This window comes from Cohnella sp. SGD-V74 (genome assembly GCF_003001675.1).
In the GTDB taxonomy this organism is placed as follows: domain Bacteria; phylum Bacillota; class Bacilli; order Paenibacillales; family Paenibacillaceae; genus Cohnella.
Genome location: NZ_PVYW01000004.1, coordinates 22,665 through 46,982, shown reverse-complemented (window position 1 = coordinate 46,982; position 24,318 = coordinate 22,665). Strand labels below are relative to the sequence as shown.

Below are 24,318 nucleotides of genomic sequence, written 5' to 3'. Positions count from 1 at the left end.
TTACTTCGCTCCTTCAACCAACGCCACGTAGGAAGCCGGCTCCAAGCTTGCGCCGCCGACCAACGCGCCGTCGATATCGGATTGGCCGAGGTACTCGGCTACCGTGTTCGGCTTAACGCTGCCGCCGTATTGAATACGCACTTTGTCCGCCGCTTCCGCGCCGAATTGCTTGGCCACGACGCCGCGGATATAGGAGATCGTCTCGTTCGCTTCCGCGGACGTGGACGACTTGCCCGTACCGATCGCCCAGATCGGCTCGTAAGCGATAACCGTCGCCGCGACTTGCTCGGCCGTCAGGCCGGCCAGCGCGCCTTCTGTCTGTACGCGAACGACTTCGTTCGTCGAGCCGGCTTCGCGCTCTTCCAGCTTCTCGCCGACGCATACGATCGGAACCAAACCGTGACGGAATGCCGCATGGGCTTTCTTGTTCACGATCTCGTCCGTCTCGCCGAAATACTGACGACGCTCGGAGTGGCCGATAATGACGTAATCGATGCCGAGATCCTTCAGCATAACGCCGCTGATCTCGCCCGTATAAGCGCCGCTGTCTTCGAAGTGCAGGTTTTGCGCGCCGACTTTGATCGTCGTGCCTTTAACCGCTTCGACCAACGTTGGAAGCGCCGTGAACGGAGCGCAAATGACGCTCTCCACGCCGGATACTTCCGCCTTGCCTTTGACTTCGGCTACGAAGGACGCTGCCTCGCCCGCCGTCTTGAACATTTTCCAGTTGCCCGCGATAATCGGTGTTCTGCTCATCCTTGTCACCTCTATTTGTCGTTAAGAGCTACGACGCCCGGAAGCGCCTTGCCTTCCATGAACTCCAGAGAAGCGCCGCCGCCCGTGGAGATGTGATTCATTTTGTCAGCCAGATGGAACTTCTCGGTCGCCGCTGCGGAATCGCCGCCGCCGATGACGGTGTAAGCGTCCGAGTCCGCGCAAGCTTGCGCTACCTCGCGAGTACCGTTCGCGAAATCATCCACTTCGAATACGCCCATCGGTCCGTTCCAGAGAACCAGCTTGGAGTTTTTGATGACTTCCGCGTAGATTTTACGCGTTTCCGGACCGATATCGACGCCTTCCTTGTTAGCCGGGATACCGTCGATGCCGACAATATCCATGTTGACGGCCGATTTAAAATCTTCCGATACAACGATATCGACCGGGAGATAGAAGTTTTTGCCGAGCTTCTTCGCTTTCTCGACGAATTCGAGCGTCAGGTCCAGCTTGGAATCGTCGCACAGCGACAAGCCGATCTCATTGCCTTGCGCCTTCAGGAACGTGTAAGAGAGACCTCCACCGATGAGGATATTGTCCGCGATCTCGATCATTTTATTGATGACGTCGATTTTGTCCTTAACCTTGGAGCCGCCGACAATCGCCGTGAACGGACGCTCAGGGTTGTTCAGCGCTTTGCCCAGGACGTCCAGCTCTTTCTCCATCAGCAAGCCCGAAACCGCAGGAATGTGGTGTGCGATGCCTTCCGTCGACGCGTGTGCGCGGTGAGCCGCTCCGAAAGCGTCGTTGACGAACAGATCGGCCAGCGCGGCCAGCGACTTCGCCAGCTCTGCGTCGTTCTTCTCTTCGCCCGCTTCGAACCGCACGTTTTCCAGCAGCAGCACGTCTCCGTCCTTCAGCTCGTCAACCTTCGCTTGCACGGATGCTCCGACGACTTCGTCAGCTTTGGCGACCGGTTTGCCCAGCAGTTCGGACAGACGAGCGGCAACCGGCGTCAAGCGCAAGCCGTCGACGACTTGACCGTTCGGACGGCCAAGGTGGCTCGCCAGAATGACTTTCGCGCCCTTCTCGATCAAGTGCTTGATCGTAGGCAGCGTCTCGCGGATGCGCGTGTCGTCCGTGATCGCTCCGTTTTCCAGCGGCACGTTGAAATCAACGCGCACGAACACTTTCTTCCCTGCAACCTCTACGTCTCTTACGCTTTTTTTGTTCAAGGGTCGAACCTCCTCAGATGGCTGTCTATCTCCTTGCGCAAAGCTAGGCCCCTGTAGGGAGCCCGCCTTGTTTCTGTATCTCGTTCCCCGAAGGGAAGATTTGCTTTTGACCTTGGTTCCCAAGCAGCGCAGTCATTGCGTGGGGAACCCCGGCTCTTGACCTTGGTTCCCAAGCGGCGCAGTCATTGCGTGGGGAACCCCAGCTCTTGACCTTGGTTCCCAAGCGGCGCAGTCATTGCGTGGGGAACCCCAGCTCTTGACCTTGGTTCCCAAGCAGCGCAGTCATTGCGTGGGGAACCCCAGCTTTTGACCTTGGTTCCCAAGCAGCGCAGTCATTGCGTGGGGAACCCGGCCTTCTCTCCTCAAGCAGCGCAGTCATGCGCAGAGGAGAACCGGCCTTCCCTTCCGGCCCGCGGCCGCTCTTCCCGCTCGATAGTTAAGCGTAGTCCCGGGTTTGCGGAGCAAATCCGGGACGCAGCGATCCAAGCAGGCCGTTCCCCTCCCCCGTCCTCTGTCACTCATCCGACAGCGCCGGGTGTCCAGAGGGCGGAGCCCTTTGGAGTCCCCCTTCGGGAAGGGGGATTTAGGGGGTTGCGATTAATTATAGGCCCTTGCTTGCGATATAAGAAGCCAAGTCAACAACGCGGTTGGAATAACCCCACTCGTTGTCGTACCAGGAGATAACTTTAACCATGTTGCCTTCAACGACCATCGTGTTCAGCGCATCGATCGTGGAAGAAGCAGGATCGCCGTTGTAGTCGCTGGATACGAGCGGCTCTTCGGAGTAGTTCATGATGCCTTTCAGCGGGCCTTCTGCAGCAGCTTTCAGAGCCGCGTTCACTTCTTCAACCGTAACGTTGACTTTCAGCTCGGCAACCAGGTCCGTAACGGATACGTTAGGCGTAGGAACGCGCATGGACATACCGTTCAGCTTACCTTTCAGCTCAGGCAATACGAGAGCAACGGCTTTCGCAGCGCCTGTCGAAGAAGGAATGATGTTCTCTGCGGCAGCGCGAGCGCGGCGCAGGTCTTTGTGAGGCAGATCCAATACTTGCTGGTCGTTCGTGTAGGAATGGATCGTGTTCATCATGCCCTTAACGATACCGAACTTGTCGTTCAGAACTTTCGCGAACGGAGCCAAGCAGTTCGTCGTACAGGAAGCGTTGGAGATGATCGTGTGCGAAGCTGCGTCGTACTTGTCTTGGTTAACGCCCATAACGATCGTGATGTCTTCGTTCGTTGCAGGAGCGGAGATGATAACTTTCTTCGCGCCGCCTTTCAGGTGAAGCTCGGCTTTGTCTTTCGCCGTGAAGATACCCGTGGATTCAACGACGATCTCAACGCCTACGGAAGCCCAAGGCAGGTTGCCCGGATCGCGCTCTGCAAAAACTTTAACCGATTTGCCGTTCACGATCAGCGCGCCTTCGCCGACTTCAACCGTTCCGTCCAGTTTGCCGTGCGTCGTGTCGTATTTCAGAAGGTGAGCAAGCGTATTAACGTCCGTGAGGTCGTTGATCGCGACGATTTCTACTTCAGGGTTGTTCAGCGCTGCGCGGAACACGTTGCGTCCGATACGTCCGAATCCGTTAATACCCACTTTTACTGCTGCCATGTTGGTTTCCTCCTTGGATTGAAAAAAATAATTGATGCTATATCAAGGCGCCTAAGCGCCGAGACCGCTATAAGTAAGGATTACCCGAATTGCAGGCTTTAAGCTCGCGATGAGCGTTAAATATGCTGGAGCGCTTCTCTCGCCGCCGCTTCGTCCGTTACAAGAACGTCGTCGTGTCCGAATCGCATGACGGACGCGATCGCTTCTCCTTTGCTCTTGCCGCCCGCGATTCCGATGACCACCTCGGCGGCTTCGATATCTTCGAGCCTGAGCCCGGCCGTCGCCATACGATGCACGACTTTGCCGTGACGGTCGAAATAATATCCGAAGGCTTCCGCCAACGCCCCGTCCTTCACCAGTTCGTCTCTCGTCTCGTCCTTGAGCTTGCGGCGTCTGGCCATCGTCACAGCATCCCCGATTCCGTGAACGACGATTCGCGCGCCTCGGATCATATCGACGACTTCCCTGACGTTCGGCTCCTGCATGATCGTCTGATAAGCTTCCTCGCTCAGATGATCCGGAACGTGCAGCATTCTGTAGCGCGCTCCCGCCCGTTTGGCCAGCTCCGAAGCGATGGTGTTCGCCTGGTAGTCGACGCTCTCTCCCAGTCCGCCTCTTGCCGGCACGAACCAATTGTCCTTCATCTGGGACGGCGCGGAAAATTGCTTGGCCATGTGCGCCATCGTGGAACCGCCCATAACGGCGACCACGTCGCCCGGGGAGAGGCTCTCCCGCAGCACGCGACTGCCCGCTCTGCCGAGTTCCGCCTTGACGAGAGCGGATTCGTCCGAGTCTCCGGGAACGATGACGACTCGCTTAAGCCCGAAAGCTTCGCGAACCTCGTCCTCCAGATCGGACAAACCGAACAGCTCCTTGACGATCGGCTCCATCTCTTCGACCAACTGCCTGCCGCCGGCGGTCAGCGTCATTCCTGTCGACGCCGTATCCAGCAGCCCTTGGGACTTGAGCAGCTCCAGTTCCGACCGAAGCACCCGCTCCGTCATCTCCAGGCTCGCCGCCAGCGTACGCCGGCCGATCGTGCCCTCCAGATAGATCCGGTGCAAAATATCGTACCTCGTCTCCATCACCTTCAGGAGATCCGGAAGCAGCTTTTTCTGAATATCGATTATTTTTCGCATTCTCTCCGCTTATCCTCCTGAGACCGAATGGTCATCGTCGGCAACGATGCGAATAGTTTTGTTGGACACAAAACGTCCCACCACATCATTTTAAGTCCCACCCCTATCTTAGCGAATTTTCACGTTTGTTGCAAGATGCTCCGTACACGAAAACATCAAAATTAAACCTGGATTTTTCCCTTGCATTTTAGAGTCTTATCGCCTATAATAACTCTTGCTGTACTTAATGAGCGCCCGTGGTCCAACGGATATGACGCAGCCCTCCGAAGGCTGAGATTGAGGTTCGATTCCTCACGGGCGCGCCAATATTGCTTACATCAGCCGGCCGGCTTCAGGCCGGTTTTTTTGTATCCCCGCCCCCTTGCTCCGAGAACCGCAAATTTCTTCGCCACCCCTCTTTGACTTTCTTTGACTTTTGTCTTCGGATTCGCTATGATAAGAAAACCACAGTACATGAGGAGGGACGCCAAACATGAGTTTTGTACCTATGGTTGTCGAGCAAACCAATCGAGGAGAACGGGCATATGACATCTATTCCCGATTACTCAAAGATCGAATCGTATTTCTGGGCACGCAGGTGAACGACGTAGTCGCCAACTCCATCATCGCTCAATTGCTGTTCCTGGCGGCCGAAGATCCGGAAAAGGACATTCACCTCTACATCAACAGTCCCGGCGGTTCGATTACGGCCGGCATGGCCATATACGATACGATGCAGTTCATCAAGCCGGACGTCTCCACAATCTGCGTCGGCATGGCCGCGTCGATGGGCGCGTTCCTGCTCGCCGCGGGCGCCAAGGGCAAGCGCTTCGCCCTGCCGAACAGCGAAGTGATGATTCACCAGCCGCTCGGAGGAGCAGAAGGCCAAGCCAGCGACATCGAGATCCGCGCTCGCAGAATTCTGAAGCTGCGGGATAAGCTGAACGGCATTCTGGCCGAACGTACCGGCCAGCCGCTGGAGAGAATCGAGAAGGACACCGACCGCGACAACTTCATGGATGCCGAGGTCGCCTGCGAGTACGGTCTGATCGATAAAGTCATCGAGAAAGTCAACTAAGCGTTACTCCCGCATCAAGAAGAAGCCGTTCGCGTCATCCCAAGATGACATGAACGGCTTTTTTTACCCTCTAATAACACAACTCCAATTGTATGTCAACAAAAATTCAAAACTTTGAATGCCCTCTCTGCTAGTCCACCAAACCATGTTATTCTGTTAAATATAACAATTCCATTTAGACCCAGTTCTAGCTATCTCTTAGGAACTTTGGAAGAGAGGAATTATGTATGCCTGAAAGATCGTATCCGTACCTTGTAGCCACGTCGTCCGAGGACCCTTCCGCAGCAGGGAGAACGCATTCCACTCCCGTTGACATGGTTGCAGCTCGTCGGTTGAGCGATAAAGCATCCTTGCTTCGCCCGCTTAAAGATGAGCATCTGCTGGAAGTCTACAGAGAAGCCAAGAAGATGAATCTGTCTCACGAATTCATCGAACTGCTGGAAGAAGCGCTCTCCATTCGTCAATTGAGCCATTATAGAGAAGCCTAAACAACCCCATCATCTTTGCGATAACTTCTTACTCTTCCCGCCCGCCGGCTCAGGCGGGCGGTTTTATTTTTCCTGACTCGCCTGCGCAGCAGCCCAAGCAAAAACGCCTTCGGTGTCCTCTGGACGATGAAGGCGTTTTGTCGGAGACGATTCAGATAAGGTAGCGGATTTTATACTTTCAGGCTGAAGCGTTAAAAAAGGCCGCCTCGAAAACCGGGGCTCTTGCTTGCAAGAACCCTCCGAGCTTCCAAGACGGCCTCTGCCGCGCTCCGATTATTGCATCTCGTATTGAACGGTGACTTGGGTGCTGATCTCGATCTGACCCGATTGTACCGAGGAAGGGGCGCTGCCGGCCGCCATATCGGCCATAACGGCTTTTGCTTGTTCGCGGGCATACAGCACCGGATTGTTCGACACTTCGCCCTGCACGATATTCGTGACGCCCTTCAGCTGACGATTGGCCGACGTCGCCAATACCCCGGCTTTGGCAGCCGCGTTCTGCATCGCCTTCTTGAGCGCTTCCAGCTCATACTGCTCCTTCTTCTCGGTGGAAAACTGCACGCCGTCCAGACGGTTCGCTCCGGACTCCGTCAGCGCGTCGAACAGCTTGCCGATGTCCGGCAGCTTACGGTAAGTCACCTGGATCGAATGTACCGCGATATAGCCCTTCAGCACGCGACCGTCCTTCTCCGTATAGTTGTATTCCGGCTGCACGTCGAACCCGGTCGTCGTGACGTCTTTCTTGGCGATGCCGAACGTCTCGTACAGCACCTTCTCCACTCCCGCGAACTGCTTCGCGTTCGCCTGCTGCGCCTCCGTCGCTTTCGACCCGCGCGTCTCGACCGCCAGACGCAGGTAGGCGACGTCCGGCTCTACCATCACGGAGCCGCTCGCCCCCACCGTTACCGTATAAGGCGCCGTTTGGGCGGCCGAAGCCGAAGTTTCTGCGGACACCGCGTTCCCCTCCCCTTTCACGAATCCGAACCATCCAATCACCGCCGCGGCCAGAACGACCGACAACACTTGCAAAGCGCTTTTTTTCATGACCAAGCCCCTTTCGATCGGTTTGTCTTTATTAACGCAACCGAATAGACAAATGTTTCACATTCAGGGACAAAAACGCTAAAAACGCAAAAAGCCCCTCCACGGGGGCTTCATGCAAAAAATCTTATTGATTTTCCAGTTCTTCTTTGCTCACGAGTTGGACTAAAGCGGTTACAGCCTGCTCTGCGTCCGAACCCTCCGCGCTGATCGCGACCTCCGTGCCGGAGCTGATCGCCAGGCTCATAATGCCCATGATGCTCTTCGCGTTAACCTTCTTCTCATCCTTCTCGACGAAGACGTCCGAAGAGAATTTATTGGCCTCTTGCACGAATAGTGCCGCCGGTCTGGCGTGAAGACCTGTTTTAAGCCGAACGACTACCGGCTGTCTCGTCATGGACCGGATACCCCCTATCTTTAATTCGTCCCGCTCGTCGGGACTCCCGTGCTCCAGTTCTACATTATTATAACATTGATATGAACAAATGCGCCATACGCTTTATGCCCCGCCGTTTCGGATTTTTTCGGCCAACTCGTCGAGCTTGCGGAGCCGATGGTTAACGCCCGATTTGCTGACCTGGCCTTTCAGCAGATCTCCGACTTCCTTGAGGTTGATATCCGGGTGCTGGAGCCTGACCTCGGCCACCTCGCGGAGCTTGTCGGGAAGATTGTGAAGTCCGATTTCCTTCTCCAGGAGCTTGATGTTATCGATCTGCCGAACCGCGGCTCCGATCGTCTTGTTCAGATTGGCGGTCTCGCAGTTGACGATCCGGTTCACGGAATTGCGCATATCCCGCATGATGCGTACATCCTCGAACTTGAACAGCGCCTGATGCGCGCCGATAATGTTCAGAAATTCGATGATCTTCTCGCCTTCCTTGATATACAGGATAAAACCCTTCTTCCGCTCGATGAACCGGGCGTTCAGATGGAACTTGTTCGCCAAGTCGACGAGAGCCTTGCAGTGCTCCTCGTACATCGACGAAATCTCGAGGTGGTAGGACGACCCTTCGGGATTGTTCACCGAGCCCCCCGCCAGGAAAGCGCCCCGCAGATAAGCCTTCTTGCAGCAGGATTTACGGACGAGCTCCTTGTCAATGCTCGGATGGAAGAGAAATCCTTCCGAGACGATGCTCAGATCGTTCAAGATCGCTTCGGCCCCGGCCGGAATTCGAACGACGTAGACGTTGTTTTTTTTCAGCCGCATCTTTTTGCGGACGAAAAGCTCTGTGACGACCGTAAAATGGCGCTTTAGCAACGTGTAAATTCGGCGCGAAATCGCGGCATTCTCCGTGGCGATGTCCAGCACGACCCTGCGGTTCGACAACGAGATCGTACCGTTCATCCGAATCAGCGCCGACAGTTCCGCCCTTTCGCAGCAGCTGTCGCTCTCGAGCATCGTGAGCTCCTTTTTCGTTTGCGCTGCAAAAGACATGCCTTTCTCACCCCTTTCTGAGCATCCAGTTATCAACCAGCTGGTAAATGTGCTCGCTTAGTTTCTCCGCGTCATGCCGCAAGTAAGTGCGGAACAGGACGAGTTTGTCCGCGATGACCTTGTAGCCCCGGCGGGTAACCTCCTCCAGGTCCAAGTGGACCGCCTTGGCTCCCTGCTCGGCGTAGAGGTTCTCCACCTGCGGGGGAATTTCTCCGTCGTTCACGATGACGTAGTCAAAAAGATGATGGCCGATATGGGCGTGAACGGCGGCCAGATGATCGCTGACGGAATAGTTGTCCGTCTCGCCGGGCTGGGTCATCACGTTGCAGACGAACAGCTTGACCGCATCGGATTCCACGATCGCCTCCGCCAGCTCCGGTACGAGCAGATTCGGGATAATGCTCGTGTACAAGCTTCCCGGGCCGATCAGTATCGCGTCCGCTTCCCGCAGCGCCTCTACGGCCTCCGGCAGCGCCTTGACGTCGGGCGGCTCCAGATACACCCTCCGGATGGCCAGCCCCGACTTCGGAATTGCCGACTCGCCTACGACGGTCGAACCGTCCTCCATCTCCGCCTTCAACACGATAGACTGATTGGCCGCAGGCAGCACCCGTCCCCTGACGGCGAGAATACGGCTCAGTTCGGTTATGCCGGTGACGAAGTCTCCGGTAATGTCGGTCATCGCCGCCAGGATAAGATTGCCGAGGCTGTGTCCGGCCAATCCCGTCCCGTTCTGGAATCTGTATTTCAGCACTTCGGCCATGAGAGGCTCCTTATCCGCGAGCGCGGTCAGCACGTTGCGGATATCGCCGGGAGGCGGAATCTGCAATTCCTCCCGCAGAATGCCGGAACTGCCTCCGTCGTCCGCGACCGTGACGATGGCCGTAATGTCGAGCGGCTTCCGCTTCAAGCCGCGCAGCATGACGGACAGCCCGGTGCCTCCGCCGATCACGACGATCCGCGGCTTGCGGGCAGAGGGTTGTCTTTTGCTCATTCCCTCACCTCAATGCCGGTCGCGTTCGGAGTCACGGTGGCTCACTCGCACCGATTCCGTATCGCTGGACCCCAGCCTGCGTCCCAAATATTCGGCCAGCGCCACCGATCTGTGCTTGCCTCCCGTGCATCCGATACCGATGACGATCTGGCTCTTGCCTTCCTTATGGTACATCGGGATCAGAAACTGCAGCATATCGAGCAGCTTCGTCAAAAAAGTCTGCGTCTCCGGCCACTTCATGACATAATCGTACACGTCCGGGTCGACTCCCGTTTTCGGGCGAAGCGTGTCGATATAGTGCGGGTTCGGCAAAAAGCGAACGTCGAAGATCAGATCGGCGTCGATCGGAACGCCGTACTTGAATCCGAACGACGTCACGTTAATCGAAATGTTGTTCTGATCCATGTTCGTGAACCGGGCGACGATCTTCTCTTTCAGCGCGGCGGGCTTCAGATTGCTCGTATCGATAACTTGATTGGCCCAGCCCTTCAAGTCTTCGAGCAGCTTACGCTCCAAGTGTATCCCGTCCAGCGGCAATCCATCCGGCGCCAGCGGGTGACGGCGCCTGCTCTCCTTGTAGCGCTGCACGAGCACCGAGTCGGTCGCGTCGAGGAACAGAATCTCGTAGTGGATCGTGTTATGCTCCCGAATATGATTAAGCGATTCGGACAGCGCCGTGAAGAACTCTCGCCCGCGCAGATCGATCACCAAGGCGACCTTGGCGATTCGGCCTTGCGACTGGTCGATCAAATCCGCAAACTTCGGAATAAGCACCGGCGGCAAATTATCGACGCAGAAGAAGCCCAGATCCTCCAAGCTCTGCACGGCGATCGTTTTGCCGGCTCCCGACATCCCCGTTATAATGACGAGCCTAGGCTGCGTCGTTATCGTATCCATGCGTTACCCCTCTCCCTGCGGCCTTGATTGCGTTCATCCCTCTGCGGGACAGTAATAATAACATGAAGCGCCCGGACCGCTTCACAAGCGTGCGGAGCCGAGCGCCTTGCTGCAATTATGCCCGAAGGAACAATCCTGCGGCTCCGACCACTCCGGCGTTGTTGCCGAGCTCCGCCGCCACGATCTCCACTCCGGCCGTCGCGTTGGCCGGCGTCAGCTTGCCGAAGGCTTCGCGAATTTGCGAGAACAGATACTCTCCCGCCTTGCTGACTCCGCCGCCGATAATGAAGCGCTCAGGATTGACGACAAGCGCCACGACCGCCATCGACTTGCCCAGATAGAAGGCCGCCCGGCTGACGATCCTCGCGGCCGCCTCGTCTCCTTCCTTCGCGGCGTCGATAACGTGCTTGGCCGTCAACTCTTCTTCCACGAGAGCGAGCGACGTCTTGTCTCCGCGCGCGACGGCATCCTTCGCCATGCGGATGATTCCGGTAGCCGACGACACCGTCTCCAGACAGCCCATTCTGCCGCAGCCGCATTGGATCGCCTCAAGATCGGGCACGATCGTGATATGGCCCAGTTCCCCGGCCATTCCCGAAGCCCCTTCAATCAGCCGGTCGTTCAGTATGACGCCGCCGCCGACGCCTGTCCCGAGCGTGTAGCATACGCAGTTCCGTACGCCTCTGCCCGCGCCTCCCCATGCTTCGCCGAGAGCGGCGACGTTGGCGTCGTTGTTGATCTTCACCGGCTTGCCCAGCTTCTCTTCCATGATGCCCTTGACCGGCACATCCTTGAACGGAAGGTTGGGCGAGAAGTTGATAATCCCCTCGGGAATGTTGAGGAACCCGGCAATGCCGATGCCTACGCCGACGACCGCTTCCCATTCCGCCGTTCCCGGAGGAACGAGCTCCCGCACATAGGCCGCGATATTGGACAGAACGGCATCCGCTCCATCGGAGGCTTGCGTAGGTCCTTCGTACGTGCGAAGCAAATCTCCCGTCTCGTTGCACAAGCCGACCTTGATGGACGTTCCGCCCAAATCTACGCCTACGAACAATGAATCTGACATGTTTGTCGACACCTCATAAAAAATAATAAGATCTTAACCGCCGGCTCCGCAGCCGAACCGTCGGCGGCGGAAGCGGCATATGAACGGCAAGCTTACAGAGACTGGCTCCAGTCGTGCGTCGCGGAGCCTTCCAGAAACTTCTCACAATCGAGCGCGGCCATGCAGCCGCTGCCCGCCGCCGTAATCGCCTGGCGGTACTTATGGTCCTGCACGTCTCCGCAAGCGAACACGCCCGGCACGTTCGTCTCCGTCGATCCCGGCTTCACCTTGATATAGCCGAGTTCGTCCGTCTCGATCTGATCGCCGAGAAACTTCGTGTTCGGCGTATGGCCGATCGCCACGAACAAGCCCTGCGTGCCGAGGATCTCTTCCTCTCCTGTCGCGTTGTCGCGCACTTTGAGACCCGTAATGCCCTGATCGCCGGCGACGACCTCCAGCGGAGTTTTGTTTAATCCCCACGAAATCTTGTCGTTCTGGCGAGCCCGCTCCTGCATGATCTTGGAAGCGCGCAGTTCGTCGCGGCGATGGACGAGCGTCACTTCCGAGGCGAACCGCGTCAAGAAATTCGCTTCCTCCATCGCGGAATCTCCGCCTCCGACGACGATAATTTTCTTGCCGCGGAAGAAGAACCCGTCGCAAGTCGCGCACGTGCTGACTCCGTATCCGACGTTCTCCTTCTCTCCCGGAATGCCCAAATATTTGGCGGAAGCCCCTGTAGAGATAATCAGAGTCTCCGCTTGCAGCGTCTCCCCGCCTTCAAGCGACAGAGTGAACGGCCGCTTGGACAAGTCGACCTGATTGATCCAGCCCGTGCGGAATGCCGCTCCGAACCGTTCGGCTTGCTTGCGCATGTTCGCCATGAGATCCGGTCCCATAATCCCCTCGGGAAAACCGGGGAAATTCTCGACCTCCGTCGTCGTCGTCAATTGACCGCCCGGCTCGGGCCCTTCGATGACAAGCGGCGACAGGTTCGCGCGGGCCAGATAGATCGCCGCTGTCAGCCCTGCGGGTCCCGTTCCGATTACGATTGTTTTGTGCATGGATGCTGCCTCCTCGTGGCGCGAAACAATATCGAGTTCGAGTTCGTTGTTAAAGCGGAATTGGATGTCAGTGAAACGACGGTCTCGTCAAATCCAGCTTCTCCCGAATGCCGCACGCCTCGTCGATCCGGTTCGCGTACCGGCTGATGCTCGCTTGAGACACGCCGTACCGGCTGACGAGGTCCGCATAGGTGACCGTTCTTCGGTGCATCTTGGCCGTCCAATATTCGAGCGCCGCCGCCCAGCCCGTCGACTTGTGCAGCTTCGGCACCTCCGGGTACACGCGCGACAGAAAATCGACCCACAGCGTCATCATGTCGTGCTGCTGCACGACGTCGTACCGTCCCGACATCCCTTCGAGCGCCTGCTCCAGCACCGTCTGCCATGCGCTGTCCCAGACCGGAAGCTGCGCGGATTTGCGGCGCGCGTCCAGCGTCAGCGTCCGTCCGCTGAAGATGACCGTGAGCGAGTCCTGCACCCCGATGGAACGGAGCACCAGCACCGCCACCCGCTTCAGTTCGTCCTCCTCGTCCGGATCGATCAGGAAGGCTTTCAGCGCCTCGACCACTTCATCGTCCGCCACGAGGCCCAGCGCTTGAATGACCTGCACCTTCGTGCGCCGGTCTCCGTGCCTGAGCGCCCAGAAGAAAGACGAGCGGATAAGCGGATCGTTCTTGAGCGCCTCCGTCACTTGGCCAGGGTTGTTTTCCCACTGCTTGAACTGCTCTTCGAACGGAAGGTGATAGTGGTAATGCGTCGGAGCGGTCTCTTCTCCCGCACGGATCCTTTCCAGCTTTTTCAGGTGAAAAGGAGGCACTTGCGATTCGGGATCGAGTCTCTCGGCCTGCTGCCAATGCTTCTTCGCATCTTCGTAACGCTGAAGATTGACCGCCGCGATCGCCGCGAAATGATGCAGGCTCGGCTCTCCCGCCAATTCTCCCGTGCGCAGCAGACGGCGAAAATGCTGGTAAGCCTCGCGATGCTCCCCCACAATGCCCAGCGTCGTCGCCATTTTGAACACGTGCTCGGGGTGGAAGGGAATCGTCTTGTTCAGCTTCGCGATCAGCGACCGAAGCTGCTCCTGCTGGTTCGAATGCTGGTAGAAAATCGCCAGATTGCACAGCGCGTGCAGATTGCCCGGCTCCGAATCCAGCACCTCGGTAATGGTGGAGACCGACTTGTCGAACAGCCCCATATAGTAGTATGCCAGCCCCAGGTTATTCCTTGCCGCCAAGAAGTCCGGCTGCCGCTCAATAATTTCTTCCAGCATTTTGACCGCCTCGGCGAACCGGCCTGCCTCCAGCAGTTCCCGGGCCTTGTCGTGGGCGTAGATATTTTCTTTGGCCTTGATGGTCGACAGCTTCGCGGGCCGGTTCAGCTCATAGTGAAGCAAGTCGAGCAGCTCGTCCGACTCTTCCAGAAATTGGCCTTCCGTATCGTTCTCCAGATACCGGACAAGCGCTTCTTCCGCCGCTTCGAACAGTTCCATGTTGGCGTAGTTGTTGGCTAAGTAGTAGTAGCATTCCGTCATCGCGGGATCGATCTGATCGAGCACCGAGCGAAGAATGACGTTCGATTCCTCGTACCGCCCCATCTCGGACAGAATGCCGGCCATGTTGCAGTGGTTGACCGGGTTCTCCGGTTCGTACTCCACCGCGCGGCGAAAATATTTCAGTGCCTTGTCGTAATGGTACCGATCCAGCGACTGAACGGCACGCTCGAAGAAGAATGTCGCATCCAATCTCATCGGGATGACTTTGGGACGTCGGTTTTTCGCCGCGCGCTTTCGCTGGCTCATCGCAAGGCACCTCCTCGTGGTCTGAAACTCATCACCCAAGATTATAACACAGCCTGCGCGATCCATAAAATAAAGCTCTTTATCTGATTCTCGAAGGGCCGTAACAGTTGCCTTCCGGCAATCCGTCACGGCCCTCAAACTTTCAATAGAAGCGGTTTTCTTCGACACTGCTCTAATTTACTTCAAATCGTTCACCTTTTTCTTGTAGCTCTCGGAGACTCCAGTCCCAAGCCTGACATCCTGCGGGATAGCCAGATGCTCTATCGGGTCCTGGCGATTTGATGAAGATGTACCGCCCACTCGTACTTCCATATGCAGGTGAACGCCAAAGCTATAACCAGTGTTCCCCATGACCCCAATCTCCGTCCCTGCTTCGACCCAGTCGTTCTCTTTAACCTTGACTGAGTTTTGTTTCAGATGAGCGTAATACGTATAGTAGATTTGCCCATTAATATCGTGTTTTATCATGACGTAATTACCAAAGGTGCTCCCACATTTGGTATCCCCGACAACGCAATTGGAGATGCTCGTCACAACGACGCCGCTGGCAGCAGCTACTATTGTCGGACTGTAGCCTGGATTTCCGATATCCAGACCACCATGTTCCCCTCCGTACCCATTCGTAATCAGCTTCGACTCAGGCACTGGCCAGATAAATTTCGCTTGTGATGCTCCCCCTGCAGAAGCAGCACCTTCGATACGAATGTACTCCGCGGTCCCCCAGCCAACAATGCCGTTATATTCGATTTTGTAATACCCATTGGATGGACCGTCTCCAATAACAATAATTCTGGAGCCGTCCAGAATACCCGCAAGCTGTCTCGCATTTGCGGCAGGAACGTCCCGCAGCTTTAACCCAATGTTGCCGGTGTTGAACACGTAAGCATTCCTGCGCTGCTCAGGTGTGGCAGCAATCCGAATGTATTCGGCAGTTCCCCATCCGACAATACCGTTATATTCAATTTTGTAATAGCCATTAGATGGACCGTCTCCAATTACAGTAATTTTGGAACCGTCCAGAATACCCGCGAGCTGTTTGGCGTTTGGCGATGGGATATCACGCAATTTTAATCCGATATTTCCCGTATTGAACACATAGGCATCCCTTCGTTGTTCAACAACAGATTGTTGATGCGGCTGGTTCACTGCCGGCGGTTGCGGTTCTGCTACGGGCTGCTGCGGCTGTCCTACAGGTTCCTGCTGCCTGCTCGCCGCCAACTCCTTCTCCTTCTGCTCGCGAGCCAGTTGATACATCTGCTTATAACCTATATTGCGATATGCTTTGCTAAGCTGCTCTACGCTGTCTGCTGCGCTTTGCAATCTGACTCGCGATGGCTTGTCGAAGAAAAAAATGATGTCTTTGGAATGATTGCGAATACGCTTTGCCAGATCCGAACCGTCCATCACCTTGTCGAAGTTGACAAACAACTTCTCGTCCATAGGCGTACCACTGATAGCATCCTGCCTGGCTCTTTCCTGAATGGCTTTCATCAGCCTCACAGTACCTTCCATATAATCCATAGAGCTGTCCATGAGAGCGTTGTATAAATCCCTTTTCGCTTTGGAGAGTTCTCCCAGAGCATTGCCCAGATCCACATAAGCTTCAAGCGTATTCTCAGAGAAAGAGAGAACAGTCAGAAATTGCTTGCCTCCCGGCACCTGTTCTAATGGCTTCGTAAGCTGATCCTCCACAAGATCTTCAGCGCTTAACGGAATGCCATAAAAGTCGGCCACAGTTCGCTTTAACAAGTCTCCCATATTAAGCGCAATAGCTAAGGCAACATTATCCCCGCCATTTTGCATGTATTCGTTTCCCTTGTAATTGCTGGACTGCGCGACAGGCGATAAGATAGACAAGCCCAACACGACCGATACAAGTAATAACGCGATCCGTCTCATCTGCATATCCTCCTCGATATAGGTTTCGTCAGGACTGCTGTTTACTTAATCGATACTGTTTCCCCAAGTAATCCAACTGTAAAGTAGTTGTATCTATTAAAGTGAATACCATATTAGGTCCGCTTGGGTCATCCAATAAAGTCAGCTCAATTTGCGTGTCTGAGCGTTTAACATAGTTGAAATGCCCGCCGACCGTTTCGCCATCAATGATGTAGCTGATTAATCCTACCGACTGATCAAGGAACACGATCGTAAAATCGTAATCCGTCAATTCGCTATTTCGCCATTTCCCGGCAAAAGGGCTTTGCGTATTGTCGCTTTCTGCCGTGTTTTGTTGCAATCGTTCAAAGGTTTTCCATATCATCGTTGCCGCCTGGGCGCGAGTCACTTGCCGATTAGGTTGAAATGTCTTATCCGGATATCCGCTAACTACCCCCTCCGAAAGAGCCTTGGAGATATAGGGGCGGGCAGCAGCAGGAATCTCGGTCCAATCCTTGAGTGTGGCAAGCTCGGACAGACTTTGGTCGGCATCATAACCGAGCAAGCGACCAAGTGCGACGACGGTTTCCACTCGGGTTGCTGGCTGATCTGGTTTAAATACGGAATTCTCGTTAAGTATGTAACCTTCTAGAAAGGGGCTCATCGCATAGACGCTGTCTCTATACCACTTATTTTGCGGAACATCTTCGAAATGGATCGAGGTTGAGACAGAGCCTGCGGGAATTTTCGCCGCTTTATACAAAATTGCAGCCAGTTCGGCTCTTGTAACCGGTAAGTTAGGACGAAAAGTCTGATCGGGATATCCCGTTAGAACGCCTTTGGCTACTAAAGCCTGAATATCTTCTTTAGCCCAGTGGGTGTTACTCACATCCTTAAACCCGGCGGCAAGTGCAGCAACAGAAGCTGATAGCAATACGATGATGGATAGACCAACCAGCAAAGTGAACTTATGTATGCTCCTTTTCACACCTCAACATCCTTTCCTTGGTCGACATTTTTCGGGAATTAACTTGTCGTATCCTGTTTCATTGTCCCTTTCTCAATCATAACACAGCCATCTCCAGCACTGCAGACGAAAAAACGCGCACACTGACTTTTCCGACACGTCCCGGAAAAGTAGTGTTGCGCATACTCCGCGTCACCGAACAGTATTTTCTATTACTCTACGATTGCCCGGATCTGAATCAACGCCCTTATAGCATAAGAAAAGCATAAGAAAAAAACCGCAAGCTAAGGAGATTGTCCTCCGCTTGCGGCTCCTGCCTGACTTATGCCTCTATACGCCTTTCGTCTTGAAGAGCGTGCTGATCGAGCCGCCTTCCATGATGATGCGCGTCGCTTCCGCGAGCATCGGCGCCACCGAGATCACCTTGAACCGGGAAGAGCGTTCTTCCGGCAGCAGGATCGTGTCGGTAACGACCACTTCCTTGATGTTCGGGTGGTCGAGCCGCTTCAGAGCCGGATCGGAGAACAGCGGGTGGGTCGCGCATACGAACGGATCCTCCGCGCCGCGTTCCTTCAAGCCCTCGACGACGTTAACGATCGTCGTGCCGGTATCGATCATGTCTTCGATTACGATCGGGGTAAACCCTTCGACTTCCCCGATGACGTGCGTAATGACGGATTCGTTGTGCGCCGGACGCTTCTTGATCATGATGGCGAAAGAGCAATCCAGTTGGTTCGCCAGCTTCTCGGCCGTCGAGGCTCGTCCCGCATCCGGGGAGACCACGACGGGATTGCGGATGTTCTTCGACTTCAGATAGTCGCTGATCAAGTCCAGCGCGGTCAAGTGGTCGACCGGAATGTCGAAGAAGCCTTGAATGGCCGGAGCGTGCAAGTCGATCGTCACGATGCGGTGCGCGCCGACTGTCGTCAGCACGTCCGCTACCATCTTCGCGGAGATCGGCTCGCGGGGAGCTGCTTTCCTTTCCTGCCGGGCATAGCCGTAATACGGAAGCACGACGTTAATCGTCCGTGCCGACGCCCGTTTCGCCGCATCGATCATGACCAGCAATTCCACGAAGTAATCGTTGATCGGATGGGATAAAGACTGGACCAGGAAAACGTCGCAGTTGCGAATCGTCTCCTCGTAGTGAACGTACACTTCACCGCTCTTGAACCGGGAAAGCTTGATTTTCCCCAGCGGCACTCCGAGATTGTCGGCGATCTTGCCTGCCAACAACGGATTGGATGATCCCGAAAAGATACGAAGCTTACTGCTGCTGTACATGTGCCCCTCCATATTTTGGCGATTCGACGCTCCATGTGTCGAAATCCGTCAAGTCATCAATCCCATTATACATGAGTACGGGTCGATTTTAAAAAGGTTTCATTTCCCGTTTACGCCCAGTGAACAAAGCCAGGTGCGTATATCCGGCTTTTTTCAGCATCGCTTGCGCTTCTGCCCCTTTTTGTCCCACTTTGTCAGGGTGATGGGCGTCGGAACCGTACGTTGCGGGGATGTCGTAAGCTCTGGCTCGCTCCAAAATGGAAAAGGAGGGATACATTTCCTTGCAAGGCGCGTAGAAGCCAGCCGCGTTCAGTTCGAAGGCGAGGTCGTATTTCTTGACGGCCTGCAGCGCAGCATCCTCCAGGGCGGTCACGTCCTCCTCCGGACGGTAGCCGAACCGCTTGATCGCGTCGATGTGCCCGATGTAGTCGTAGAAGCCGGTTGCCGCGGCTTTCGCGATAGCGTCGAAGTACTGCTCGTACACGTCGACGACGCGGCGCCCCTCCCATCGGCTAACCTGCCTGAAATCCGTCACATCCCACGTTCCGAGAAAATGAACCGAACCGATCACGTAATCCCACGGATAACCGTTCACGATTCGCTCGATCTCTTCTTCGTAACCCTCGACGTAATCGCCTTCCAGACCGACGCGCACCTCGATGCGGCCCTTGTATTTCTCCTTCAGGGCGAGCGCCTCCTCCACATAGCGGGGAAGCTCGTCCATCGGCATCGCGGAATCGGGATTGTCCTTGTCGGTCACATGCAGCAAAGGCATGTGGTCGGACAAGCCGATCTGCTCCATGCCTAGGTTCATCGCGCTGAGGATGTAGTCCTCCAAGTTGCCGACCGCATGGCCGCAGCGCGCGTGATGCGTATGATAATCGATGAGCATGCCTTTCGCTTCCGGTCGGGTCATGGCCGCTTCACCTAATCCTTCTTGACCGGTTTCCGGTGACGGAATTCCAGCTCTTTCAGCACATCGTCGAACGGAATGCCTTGCTCGCGGAGCAGCACCATCAGGTGGAAAATGAGATCGGCGGACTCGCAGCGCAGCTCGTCACCGTCGCGGTTTTTCGCGGCGATGATCACTTCAGCGGTTTCTTCCCCGACCTTCTTGAGAATTTTGTCGATCCCCTTCTCGAACAGGTACGTCGTGTACGCGCCTTCCGGGCGTTCCGCGTCGCGCTGCGCGATCGTCGTCTCGAGCCGGCTGAGCGGACCGAAGCGGTCCTCCTGCTGCGCCGCTGCCTCGGCCGTCTTCGACGTCCCTTCGCGATAGAAACAGCTGTACGCTCCGGTATGGCACGCCGGTCCGTTCTGGCGCACCTTCACGAGCAGCGTATCCCCGTCGCAATCGTAATGCAGCGACTCGATCTGCTGCGTATGCCCGCTGGTCGCCCCTTTGTTCCAGAGCTCGCCGCGCGACCGGCTCCAAAACCACGTTTGCCCGGATTCGAGCGACTTTTGCAGCGACTCCTTGTTCATGTAGGCCAGCATGAGCACTTCTTTACTCAGCGCGTCCTGCACGACCGCCGGCACCAGGCCGTCGTCGCTCCACTTGATTTGATCCTGCCACTGCCCTTGCTCTTGCTGCGTCATCTGACGTTCACTCCTTTGCCGCGTAACGTTTGCTTGACCTCTTGCACAGTAACTTCCTTATAGTGGAAAATGCTCGCCGCCAGCGCCGCGTCCGCCTGTCCTTCCGCGAACACATCCGCGAAATGCTGAGCGTTGCCCGCTCCTCCGGAAGCGATGACCGGGATGCCCACGCTCGATGACACCGCCTTGGTCAGCGCGACGTCGAAGCCATCCTTCGTGCCGTCCGCGTCCATGCTGGTGAGCAGAATCTCTCCCGCTCCCCGGCGCTCTGCCTCTTTCGCCCATTCGAGCGCGCGAATGCCCGTCGAATTGCGTCCGCCGTGGGTGAACACTTCCCATTCTCCCCACTCCGCGTTGAACTTCGCGTCGATCGCCACCACGATGCACTGCGCCCCGAACGTACGCGAACCGTCCGTAATCAGGTCCGGGTTGCGGATCGCCGCCGTGTTGATGCCGATTTTGTCCGCGCCCGCGCGCAGCAGCCGCTTCATGTCCTCCACCGCCGAGATGCCGCCTCCGACCGTAAACGGAATCGTAATCTCCCCGGCCGTCCGCCGCACCACGTCCACCATCGTCGCCCGGCCTTCCACCGACGCGGAGATGTCCAGAAACACCAGTTCGTCCGCGCCTTCCCGGTCGTAGATCGCCGCCAGCTCCACCGGATCCCCGGCATCCCGCAAATTCACGAAATTAACGCCCTTAACGACCCGGCCATCCTTCACGTCCAGGCAAGGGATAATTCTTTTAGCTAACATGTGGCGTTCCCCCTTTTCTCGCGTTATCCGCTATGACGACCGCGACGGGTTGCAATAGGCCACGACCTCTCGATAGGGAAGAGTCCCTCCGAAAATATCGAGAGCGCTGCCGATCGTAATGTCCAGCTTGCCTTGCGTCAACTCGCGGAATCGCGCCAAATCCGCTAGCGATCGCGCGCCGCCTGCGTAAGTGGTCGGAATCGTCGCCCATTCCGCGAGCTTGGCTGCCAGCCTCTCTTGCACGCCCTCCCGCTTCCCTTCCACATCGACCGCGTGGATCAGGAACTCGTCGCAGTAGCTTTCGAGCTCTCGGACAGTGGCTTCGTTGACTTCCAGATCGCTAAACGTCGTCCACTGGTTCGTCACCACGTACCATTTGCCGTCCCGTTCCTTGCAGCTGAGGTCAAGTACGAGCCGTTCCCGGCCGACCTCCGCAACGATACGCCGCAAGTTGTCCATCTGAAGACGACCGTCCCGGAAAACGTAAGAAGTGACGATGACGTGCGAAGCTCCTTCGCTTAAGTAGCTTGCCGCGTTATCCGCCGTGATGCCTCCGCCGATCTGCAAGCCGCCGGGATAGGCCCTTAGCGCGGACACCGCAGCCTCCCGGTTGCCTCCGCCGAGCATGATAATGTGCCCGCCGGTTAACCCGTCTTGTTGATACAGCGAAGCATAATAATCCGCCCCCCGTTCGGAGACGAAGTTCTCCACGACCTTCGAAGCGTCCGCCTGAAGCGTTTCCCCGACGATCTGCTTCACCTTGCCCTGGTGAATATCGATACAAGGTCTAAACCTCAAAGCCCTCAATCCTTCCCGACGCCATATCCGTGAACTTGCGGAGGAGAGCCATGCCCAGATCGCCGCTTTTCTCCGGATGGAACTGCATGCCGTACACCGAGCCTCTGCCGACGATCGCCGTCACCGGCTGGCAGTAGTCCGTCACCGCCAGCAAATCGGACTCCCGCTCCGGCAGCGCGTGGTACGAGTGCACGAAATACACGTGTCCCGGCTCCACGCCCTCGAACAGCGGACTCTCTTGCTTGAAGGTCAACTCGTTCCAGCCCATATGTGGAACCTTGTAGTCCCCTTGGAACCGGACGACCCGTCCCGGCAGCAAGTCCAGCCCCTGGTGGACGCCGTGCTCCTCGCTCTCGGTGAACAGCAGCTGCATGCCGAGGCAGATGCCGAGAAACGGCTTGCCCGAAGCCGCGTACTCCTTAACCGTATCGACCAGCCCGGTCTCGCGCAGATTCGCCATCGCGTCGCCGAAAGCGCCGACGCCCGGCAGAATCGCGCCGTCCGCCGCCAGAATCTCCCGCGGGTCGGACGTCACGCGAGCTTCGCAGCCGAGCCGCTCTACGGCTTTGCTGACGCTGTGCAGATTTCCCATGCCGTAGTCGATGATCGCGATCACTTACAACACTCCTTTGGTGGAAGGCACGCCCTTCACGCGCGGATCGATCGAAGTCGCTTCGTCCAGAGCGCGTCCGAGCGCCTTGAACACGGCCTCGACCATATGGTGCGTATTGCGTCCGTAGTGGACGATGACATGCAGCGTAATACGCGCTTCCAGCGCCAGCTTCCACAGGAACTCGTGTACCAGCTCCACCGTGAAGCTGCCTACGTTAGCCGCCGGGAACTCCCCGCGCAGCTCGAAATGCGGCCGGTTGCTGATATCGACGACAACCTGCGCAAGCGCTTCGTCCATCGGAACGAACACGCTGGCGTAGCGCTTGATGCCCTTCTTGTCGCCCAGCGCCTCCCGCAGCACTTGCCCGAGGCAAATGCCGATGTCTTCGACCGTATGATGGTCGTCGATGTCCACGTCTCCGCGCGCTTCGACTTTCAAGTCGAACTGGCCGTGCTTGGCGAACAGGTCCAGCATATGGTTCAAGAACGGAACGTCCGTCTCGAGCGACACCTCGCCGCTTCCGTCCACTCCCAGGGACAATTGAATGTCCGTCTCGTTCGTCTTGCGGGATACGGCCGAGGAACGGCCGCCCAACACCTTCTCTTCGCTCACTTCGTCTCCCTGCCTTCCAATCGGATTTCCACCGCGCGGGCGTGGCCTTCCAGCCCTTCGTGCCGGGCCAGCGTCGCGATCCCCGCGGCGTCTCTAAGCAACGCCTGCTTGCTGTATCGGATCAAACTGGATTTCTTCAGAAAATCGTCCACGTTCAGCGGAGACGAGAACCGCGCCGTGCCGTTCGTCGGCAGGATGTGATTCGGGCCCGCGAAATAATCTCCTACCGGCTCCGAGCTGTACGGACCGATGAAGATCGCCCCCGCCGTCTCGATGCGGCCGAGCAGCTCCATCGGCTCCTCCGTCATCACTTCCAGATGCTCCGGAGCCAGCTTGTTGACCACGTCCAGCCCTTCGTCCAGGCTGTCGACGATCAGAATCGCCCCGTGCTGCTCCAAAGAGCTGCGCGCGATATCGACCCGCGGCAAAGCCGCGACCTGGCGCTCCAGCTCCGTCTCCACCGCCGCGGCCAAAGCCTGCGACGGCGTCACCAGCACCGCCGACGCCATCTCGTCGTGCTCCGCCTGCGACAGCATATCCGCGGCCACATACCGCGGATCGGCGCTGTCGTCCGCCAGCACGACAATCTCGCTCGGGCCCGCGATGCTGTCGATGTCGACCGTGCCGTACACGGCCCGTTTCGCCAGCGCCACGAAGATGTTGCCGGGCCCGCAAATCTTGTCGACGGCGGGGATGCTCGCCGTCCCATAGGCGAGCGCGGCTACCGCCTGCGCTCCCCCGACCCGGTACATCTCCGTCACGCCCGCTTCCGCGGCCGCCACCAGAATGTACGGGTCGATGCCTTCCCGGCCGCCGGTCGCCGGCGGAGTGACCATCGCGATCTCTGGCACGCCGGCCACCTTGGCCGGGAGCACATTCATGAGCACCGACGACGGATACGCCGCCTTGCCACCGGGAACGTATAGCCCGACGCGGCGCAGCGGGCGAATCGCCATGCCCAGCATCGTGCCGTCCGGCGCCACGTCCATCCACGAGCCGCGCTTCTGCTTCTCGTGGAACGCCGTAATGTTCGCCGCCGCCTGCCGCAGCGCCGCCAGAAACTCCGGCTCCACCTTGGCGTAAGCGCCTTGAATTTCCTCTTCCGTTACCCGAAGCTGCCCCGGCGTCAGCGTCACCTTATCGAAAGCCGCCGTATACCGCAGCAGCGCCTCGTCGCCTTCCCGGCGCACCGCTTCCACGACTTCCCGCACCGTGGCGTTCTGCTCCGGCGAGCCGTACTCGCTCTCCCGCTCCAGACGGAATCCGTCCGCTTTGCCTATATACATTCCTGCT

General features: G+C 57.0%; 24 protein-coding genes and 1 tRNA gene. 3 read left to right on the top strand and 22 right to left on the bottom strand.

The features are described from left to right. From tpiA to B0G52_RS07495, 4 genes are all read right to left on the bottom strand, one after another. A complete protein-coding gene (tpiA, locus tag B0G52_RS07510) occupies positions 1 to 756 on the bottom strand; it encodes a triose-phosphate isomerase (protein ID WP_094042925.1) in 756 nt (251 codons plus the stop codon). Positions 757 to 767: 11 nt separating this feature from the next. Beyond that, the gene (locus B0G52_RS07505; protein ID WP_094042924.1) at positions 768 to 1,949 is read right to left on the bottom strand and encodes a phosphoglycerate kinase; all 1,182 of its coding nucleotides are present in this window, start codon (positions 1,947 to 1,949) and stop codon (positions 768 to 770) included. A 601-nt stretch (positions 1,950 to 2,550) separates the two neighbouring features. Beyond that, on the bottom strand, positions 2,551 to 3,561 hold the full coding sequence (gap, locus tag B0G52_RS07500) for a type I glyceraldehyde-3-phosphate dehydrogenase (RefSeq protein ID WP_094042923.1): 1,011 nt from the start codon (positions 3,559 to 3,561) through the stop codon (positions 2,551 to 2,553). A 116-nt stretch (positions 3,562 to 3,677) separates the two neighbouring features. Continuing rightward, positions 3,678 to 4,700, bottom strand: a complete 1,023-nt coding sequence (locus B0G52_RS07495) for a sugar-binding transcriptional regulator (protein ID WP_094042922.1) — start codon at positions 4,698 to 4,700, stop codon at positions 3,678 to 3,680. A 230-nt stretch (positions 4,701 to 4,930) separates the two neighbouring features. On the opposite strand from B0G52_RS07495, the gene B0G52_RS07490 reads away from it, so the two are divergent. From B0G52_RS07490 to sda, 3 genes are all read left to right on the top strand, one after another. Then, a tRNA-Arg gene (locus B0G52_RS07490) sits at positions 4,931 to 5,005 on the top strand. A gap of 167 nt (positions 5,006 to 5,172) precedes the next feature. Beyond that, complete coding sequence (clpP, locus tag B0G52_RS07485) at positions 5,173 to 5,757, top strand: ATP-dependent Clp endopeptidase proteolytic subunit ClpP (protein ID WP_094042921.1); 585 nt, start codon at positions 5,173 to 5,175, stop codon at positions 5,755 to 5,757. 332 nt (positions 5,758 to 6,089) lie between these two features. Further along, positions 6,090 to 6,245, top strand: a complete 156-nt coding sequence (gene sda / locus B0G52_RS07480; RefSeq protein ID WP_233162459.1) for a sporulation histidine kinase inhibitor Sda — start codon at positions 6,090 to 6,092, stop codon at positions 6,243 to 6,245. A gap of 273 nt (positions 6,246 to 6,518) precedes the next feature. Here sda and B0G52_RS07475 read toward each other — a convergent pair whose 3' ends face one another. The 18 genes from B0G52_RS07475 to hisD form a co-directional block, all read right to left on the bottom strand. Further along, complete coding sequence (locus tag B0G52_RS07475; RefSeq protein WP_094042919.1) at positions 6,519 to 7,289, bottom strand: SIMPL domain-containing protein; 771 nt, start codon at positions 7,287 to 7,289, stop codon at positions 6,519 to 6,521. Between the two features lie 124 nt (positions 7,290 to 7,413). Further along, the gene (locus tag B0G52_RS07470; protein WP_094042918.1) at positions 7,414 to 7,683 is read right to left on the bottom strand and encodes an HPr family phosphocarrier protein; all 270 of its coding nucleotides are present in this window, start codon (positions 7,681 to 7,683) and stop codon (positions 7,414 to 7,416) included. Between the two features lie 102 nt (positions 7,684 to 7,785). Then, the gene (gene whiA / locus B0G52_RS07465; RefSeq protein WP_094042917.1) at positions 7,786 to 8,721 is read right to left on the bottom strand and encodes a DNA-binding protein WhiA; all 936 of its coding nucleotides are present in this window, start codon (positions 8,719 to 8,721) and stop codon (positions 7,786 to 7,788) included. A gap of 7 nt (positions 8,722 to 8,728) precedes the next feature. Beyond that, positions 8,729 to 9,715, bottom strand: coding sequence for a gluconeogenesis factor YvcK family protein (locus tag B0G52_RS07460; RefSeq protein WP_094042916.1), 987 nt, complete (start codon positions 9,713 to 9,715; stop codon positions 8,729 to 8,731). Between the two features lie 9 nt (positions 9,716 to 9,724). Next, positions 9,725 to 10,612: an RNase adapter RapZ gene (gene rapZ / locus B0G52_RS07455; protein WP_094042915.1), complete on the bottom strand. Its 888-nt coding sequence runs from the start codon at positions 10,610 to 10,612 to the stop codon at positions 9,725 to 9,727. A 115-nt stretch (positions 10,613 to 10,727) separates the two neighbouring features. Continuing rightward, complete coding sequence (locus B0G52_RS07450) at positions 10,728 to 11,681, bottom strand: ROK family glucokinase (protein ID WP_094042914.1); 954 nt, start codon at positions 11,679 to 11,681, stop codon at positions 10,728 to 10,730. A gap of 92 nt (positions 11,682 to 11,773) precedes the next feature. Beyond that, on the bottom strand, positions 11,774 to 12,721 hold the full coding sequence (gene trxB / locus B0G52_RS07445) for a thioredoxin-disulfide reductase (RefSeq protein WP_094042913.1): 948 nt from the start codon (positions 12,719 to 12,721) through the stop codon (positions 11,774 to 11,776). Between the two features lie 67 nt (positions 12,722 to 12,788). After that, the gene (locus B0G52_RS07440) at positions 12,789 to 14,519 is read right to left on the bottom strand and encodes a tetratricopeptide repeat protein (RefSeq protein WP_094042912.1); all 1,731 of its coding nucleotides are present in this window, start codon (positions 14,517 to 14,519) and stop codon (positions 12,789 to 12,791) included. Between the two features lie 177 nt (positions 14,520 to 14,696). After that, positions 14,697 to 16,418, bottom strand: coding sequence for a peptidoglycan DD-metalloendopeptidase family protein (locus B0G52_RS07435; RefSeq protein WP_158223618.1), 1,722 nt, complete (start codon positions 16,416 to 16,418; stop codon positions 14,697 to 14,699). A 28-nt stretch (positions 16,419 to 16,446) separates the two neighbouring features. Further along, the gene (locus B0G52_RS07430; RefSeq protein WP_094042910.1) at positions 16,447 to 17,385 is read right to left on the bottom strand and encodes an S-layer homology domain-containing protein; all 939 of its coding nucleotides are present in this window, start codon (positions 17,383 to 17,385) and stop codon (positions 16,447 to 16,449) included. A gap of 309 nt (positions 17,386 to 17,694) precedes the next feature. Next, a complete protein-coding gene (locus tag B0G52_RS07425) occupies positions 17,695 to 18,648 on the bottom strand; it encodes a ribose-phosphate diphosphokinase (protein ID WP_094042909.1) in 954 nt (317 codons plus the stop codon). An 88-nt stretch (positions 18,649 to 18,736) separates the two neighbouring features. After that, positions 18,737 to 19,540, bottom strand: coding sequence for a histidinol-phosphatase HisJ (gene hisJ / locus B0G52_RS07420; protein ID WP_094043290.1), 804 nt, complete (start codon positions 19,538 to 19,540; stop codon positions 18,737 to 18,739). A gap of 35 nt (positions 19,541 to 19,575) precedes the next feature. After that, positions 19,576 to 20,247, bottom strand: a complete 672-nt coding sequence (hisIE, locus tag B0G52_RS07415) for a bifunctional phosphoribosyl-AMP cyclohydrolase/phosphoribosyl-ATP diphosphatase HisIE (protein ID WP_094042908.1) — start codon at positions 20,245 to 20,247, stop codon at positions 19,576 to 19,578. Then, positions 20,244 to 21,002, bottom strand: a complete 759-nt coding sequence (gene hisF, locus B0G52_RS07410) for an imidazole glycerol phosphate synthase subunit HisF (protein WP_094042907.1) — start codon at positions 21,000 to 21,002, stop codon at positions 20,244 to 20,246. The genes hisIE and hisF overlap by 4 nt, the downstream gene beginning before the upstream one ends. A 30-nt stretch (positions 21,003 to 21,032) precedes the next feature. Next, a complete protein-coding gene (hisA, locus tag B0G52_RS07405; RefSeq protein WP_094042906.1) occupies positions 21,033 to 21,800 on the bottom strand; it encodes a phosphoribosylformimino-5-aminoimidazole carboxamide ribotide isomerase in 768 nt (255 codons plus the stop codon). Beyond that, positions 21,790 to 22,416 carry an imidazole glycerol phosphate synthase subunit HisH gene (hisH, locus tag B0G52_RS07400; RefSeq protein ID WP_094042905.1) on the bottom strand — a complete coding sequence of 209 codons (627 nt, stop codon included), beginning with the start codon at positions 22,414 to 22,416 and terminating at the stop codon, positions 21,790 to 21,792. Before hisH ends, hisA begins: the two co-directional genes overlap by 11 nt. Then, on the bottom strand, positions 22,417 to 23,025 hold the full coding sequence (gene hisB, locus B0G52_RS07395; protein ID WP_094042904.1) for an imidazoleglycerol-phosphate dehydratase HisB: 609 nt from the start codon (positions 23,023 to 23,025) through the stop codon (positions 22,417 to 22,419). Continuing rightward, positions 23,022 to 24,311, bottom strand: a complete 1,290-nt coding sequence (gene hisD / locus B0G52_RS07390) for a histidinol dehydrogenase (protein WP_094042903.1) — start codon at positions 24,309 to 24,311, stop codon at positions 23,022 to 23,024. The genes hisB and hisD overlap by 4 nt, the downstream gene beginning before the upstream one ends. Positions 24,312 to 24,318 lie beyond the last annotated feature (7 nt).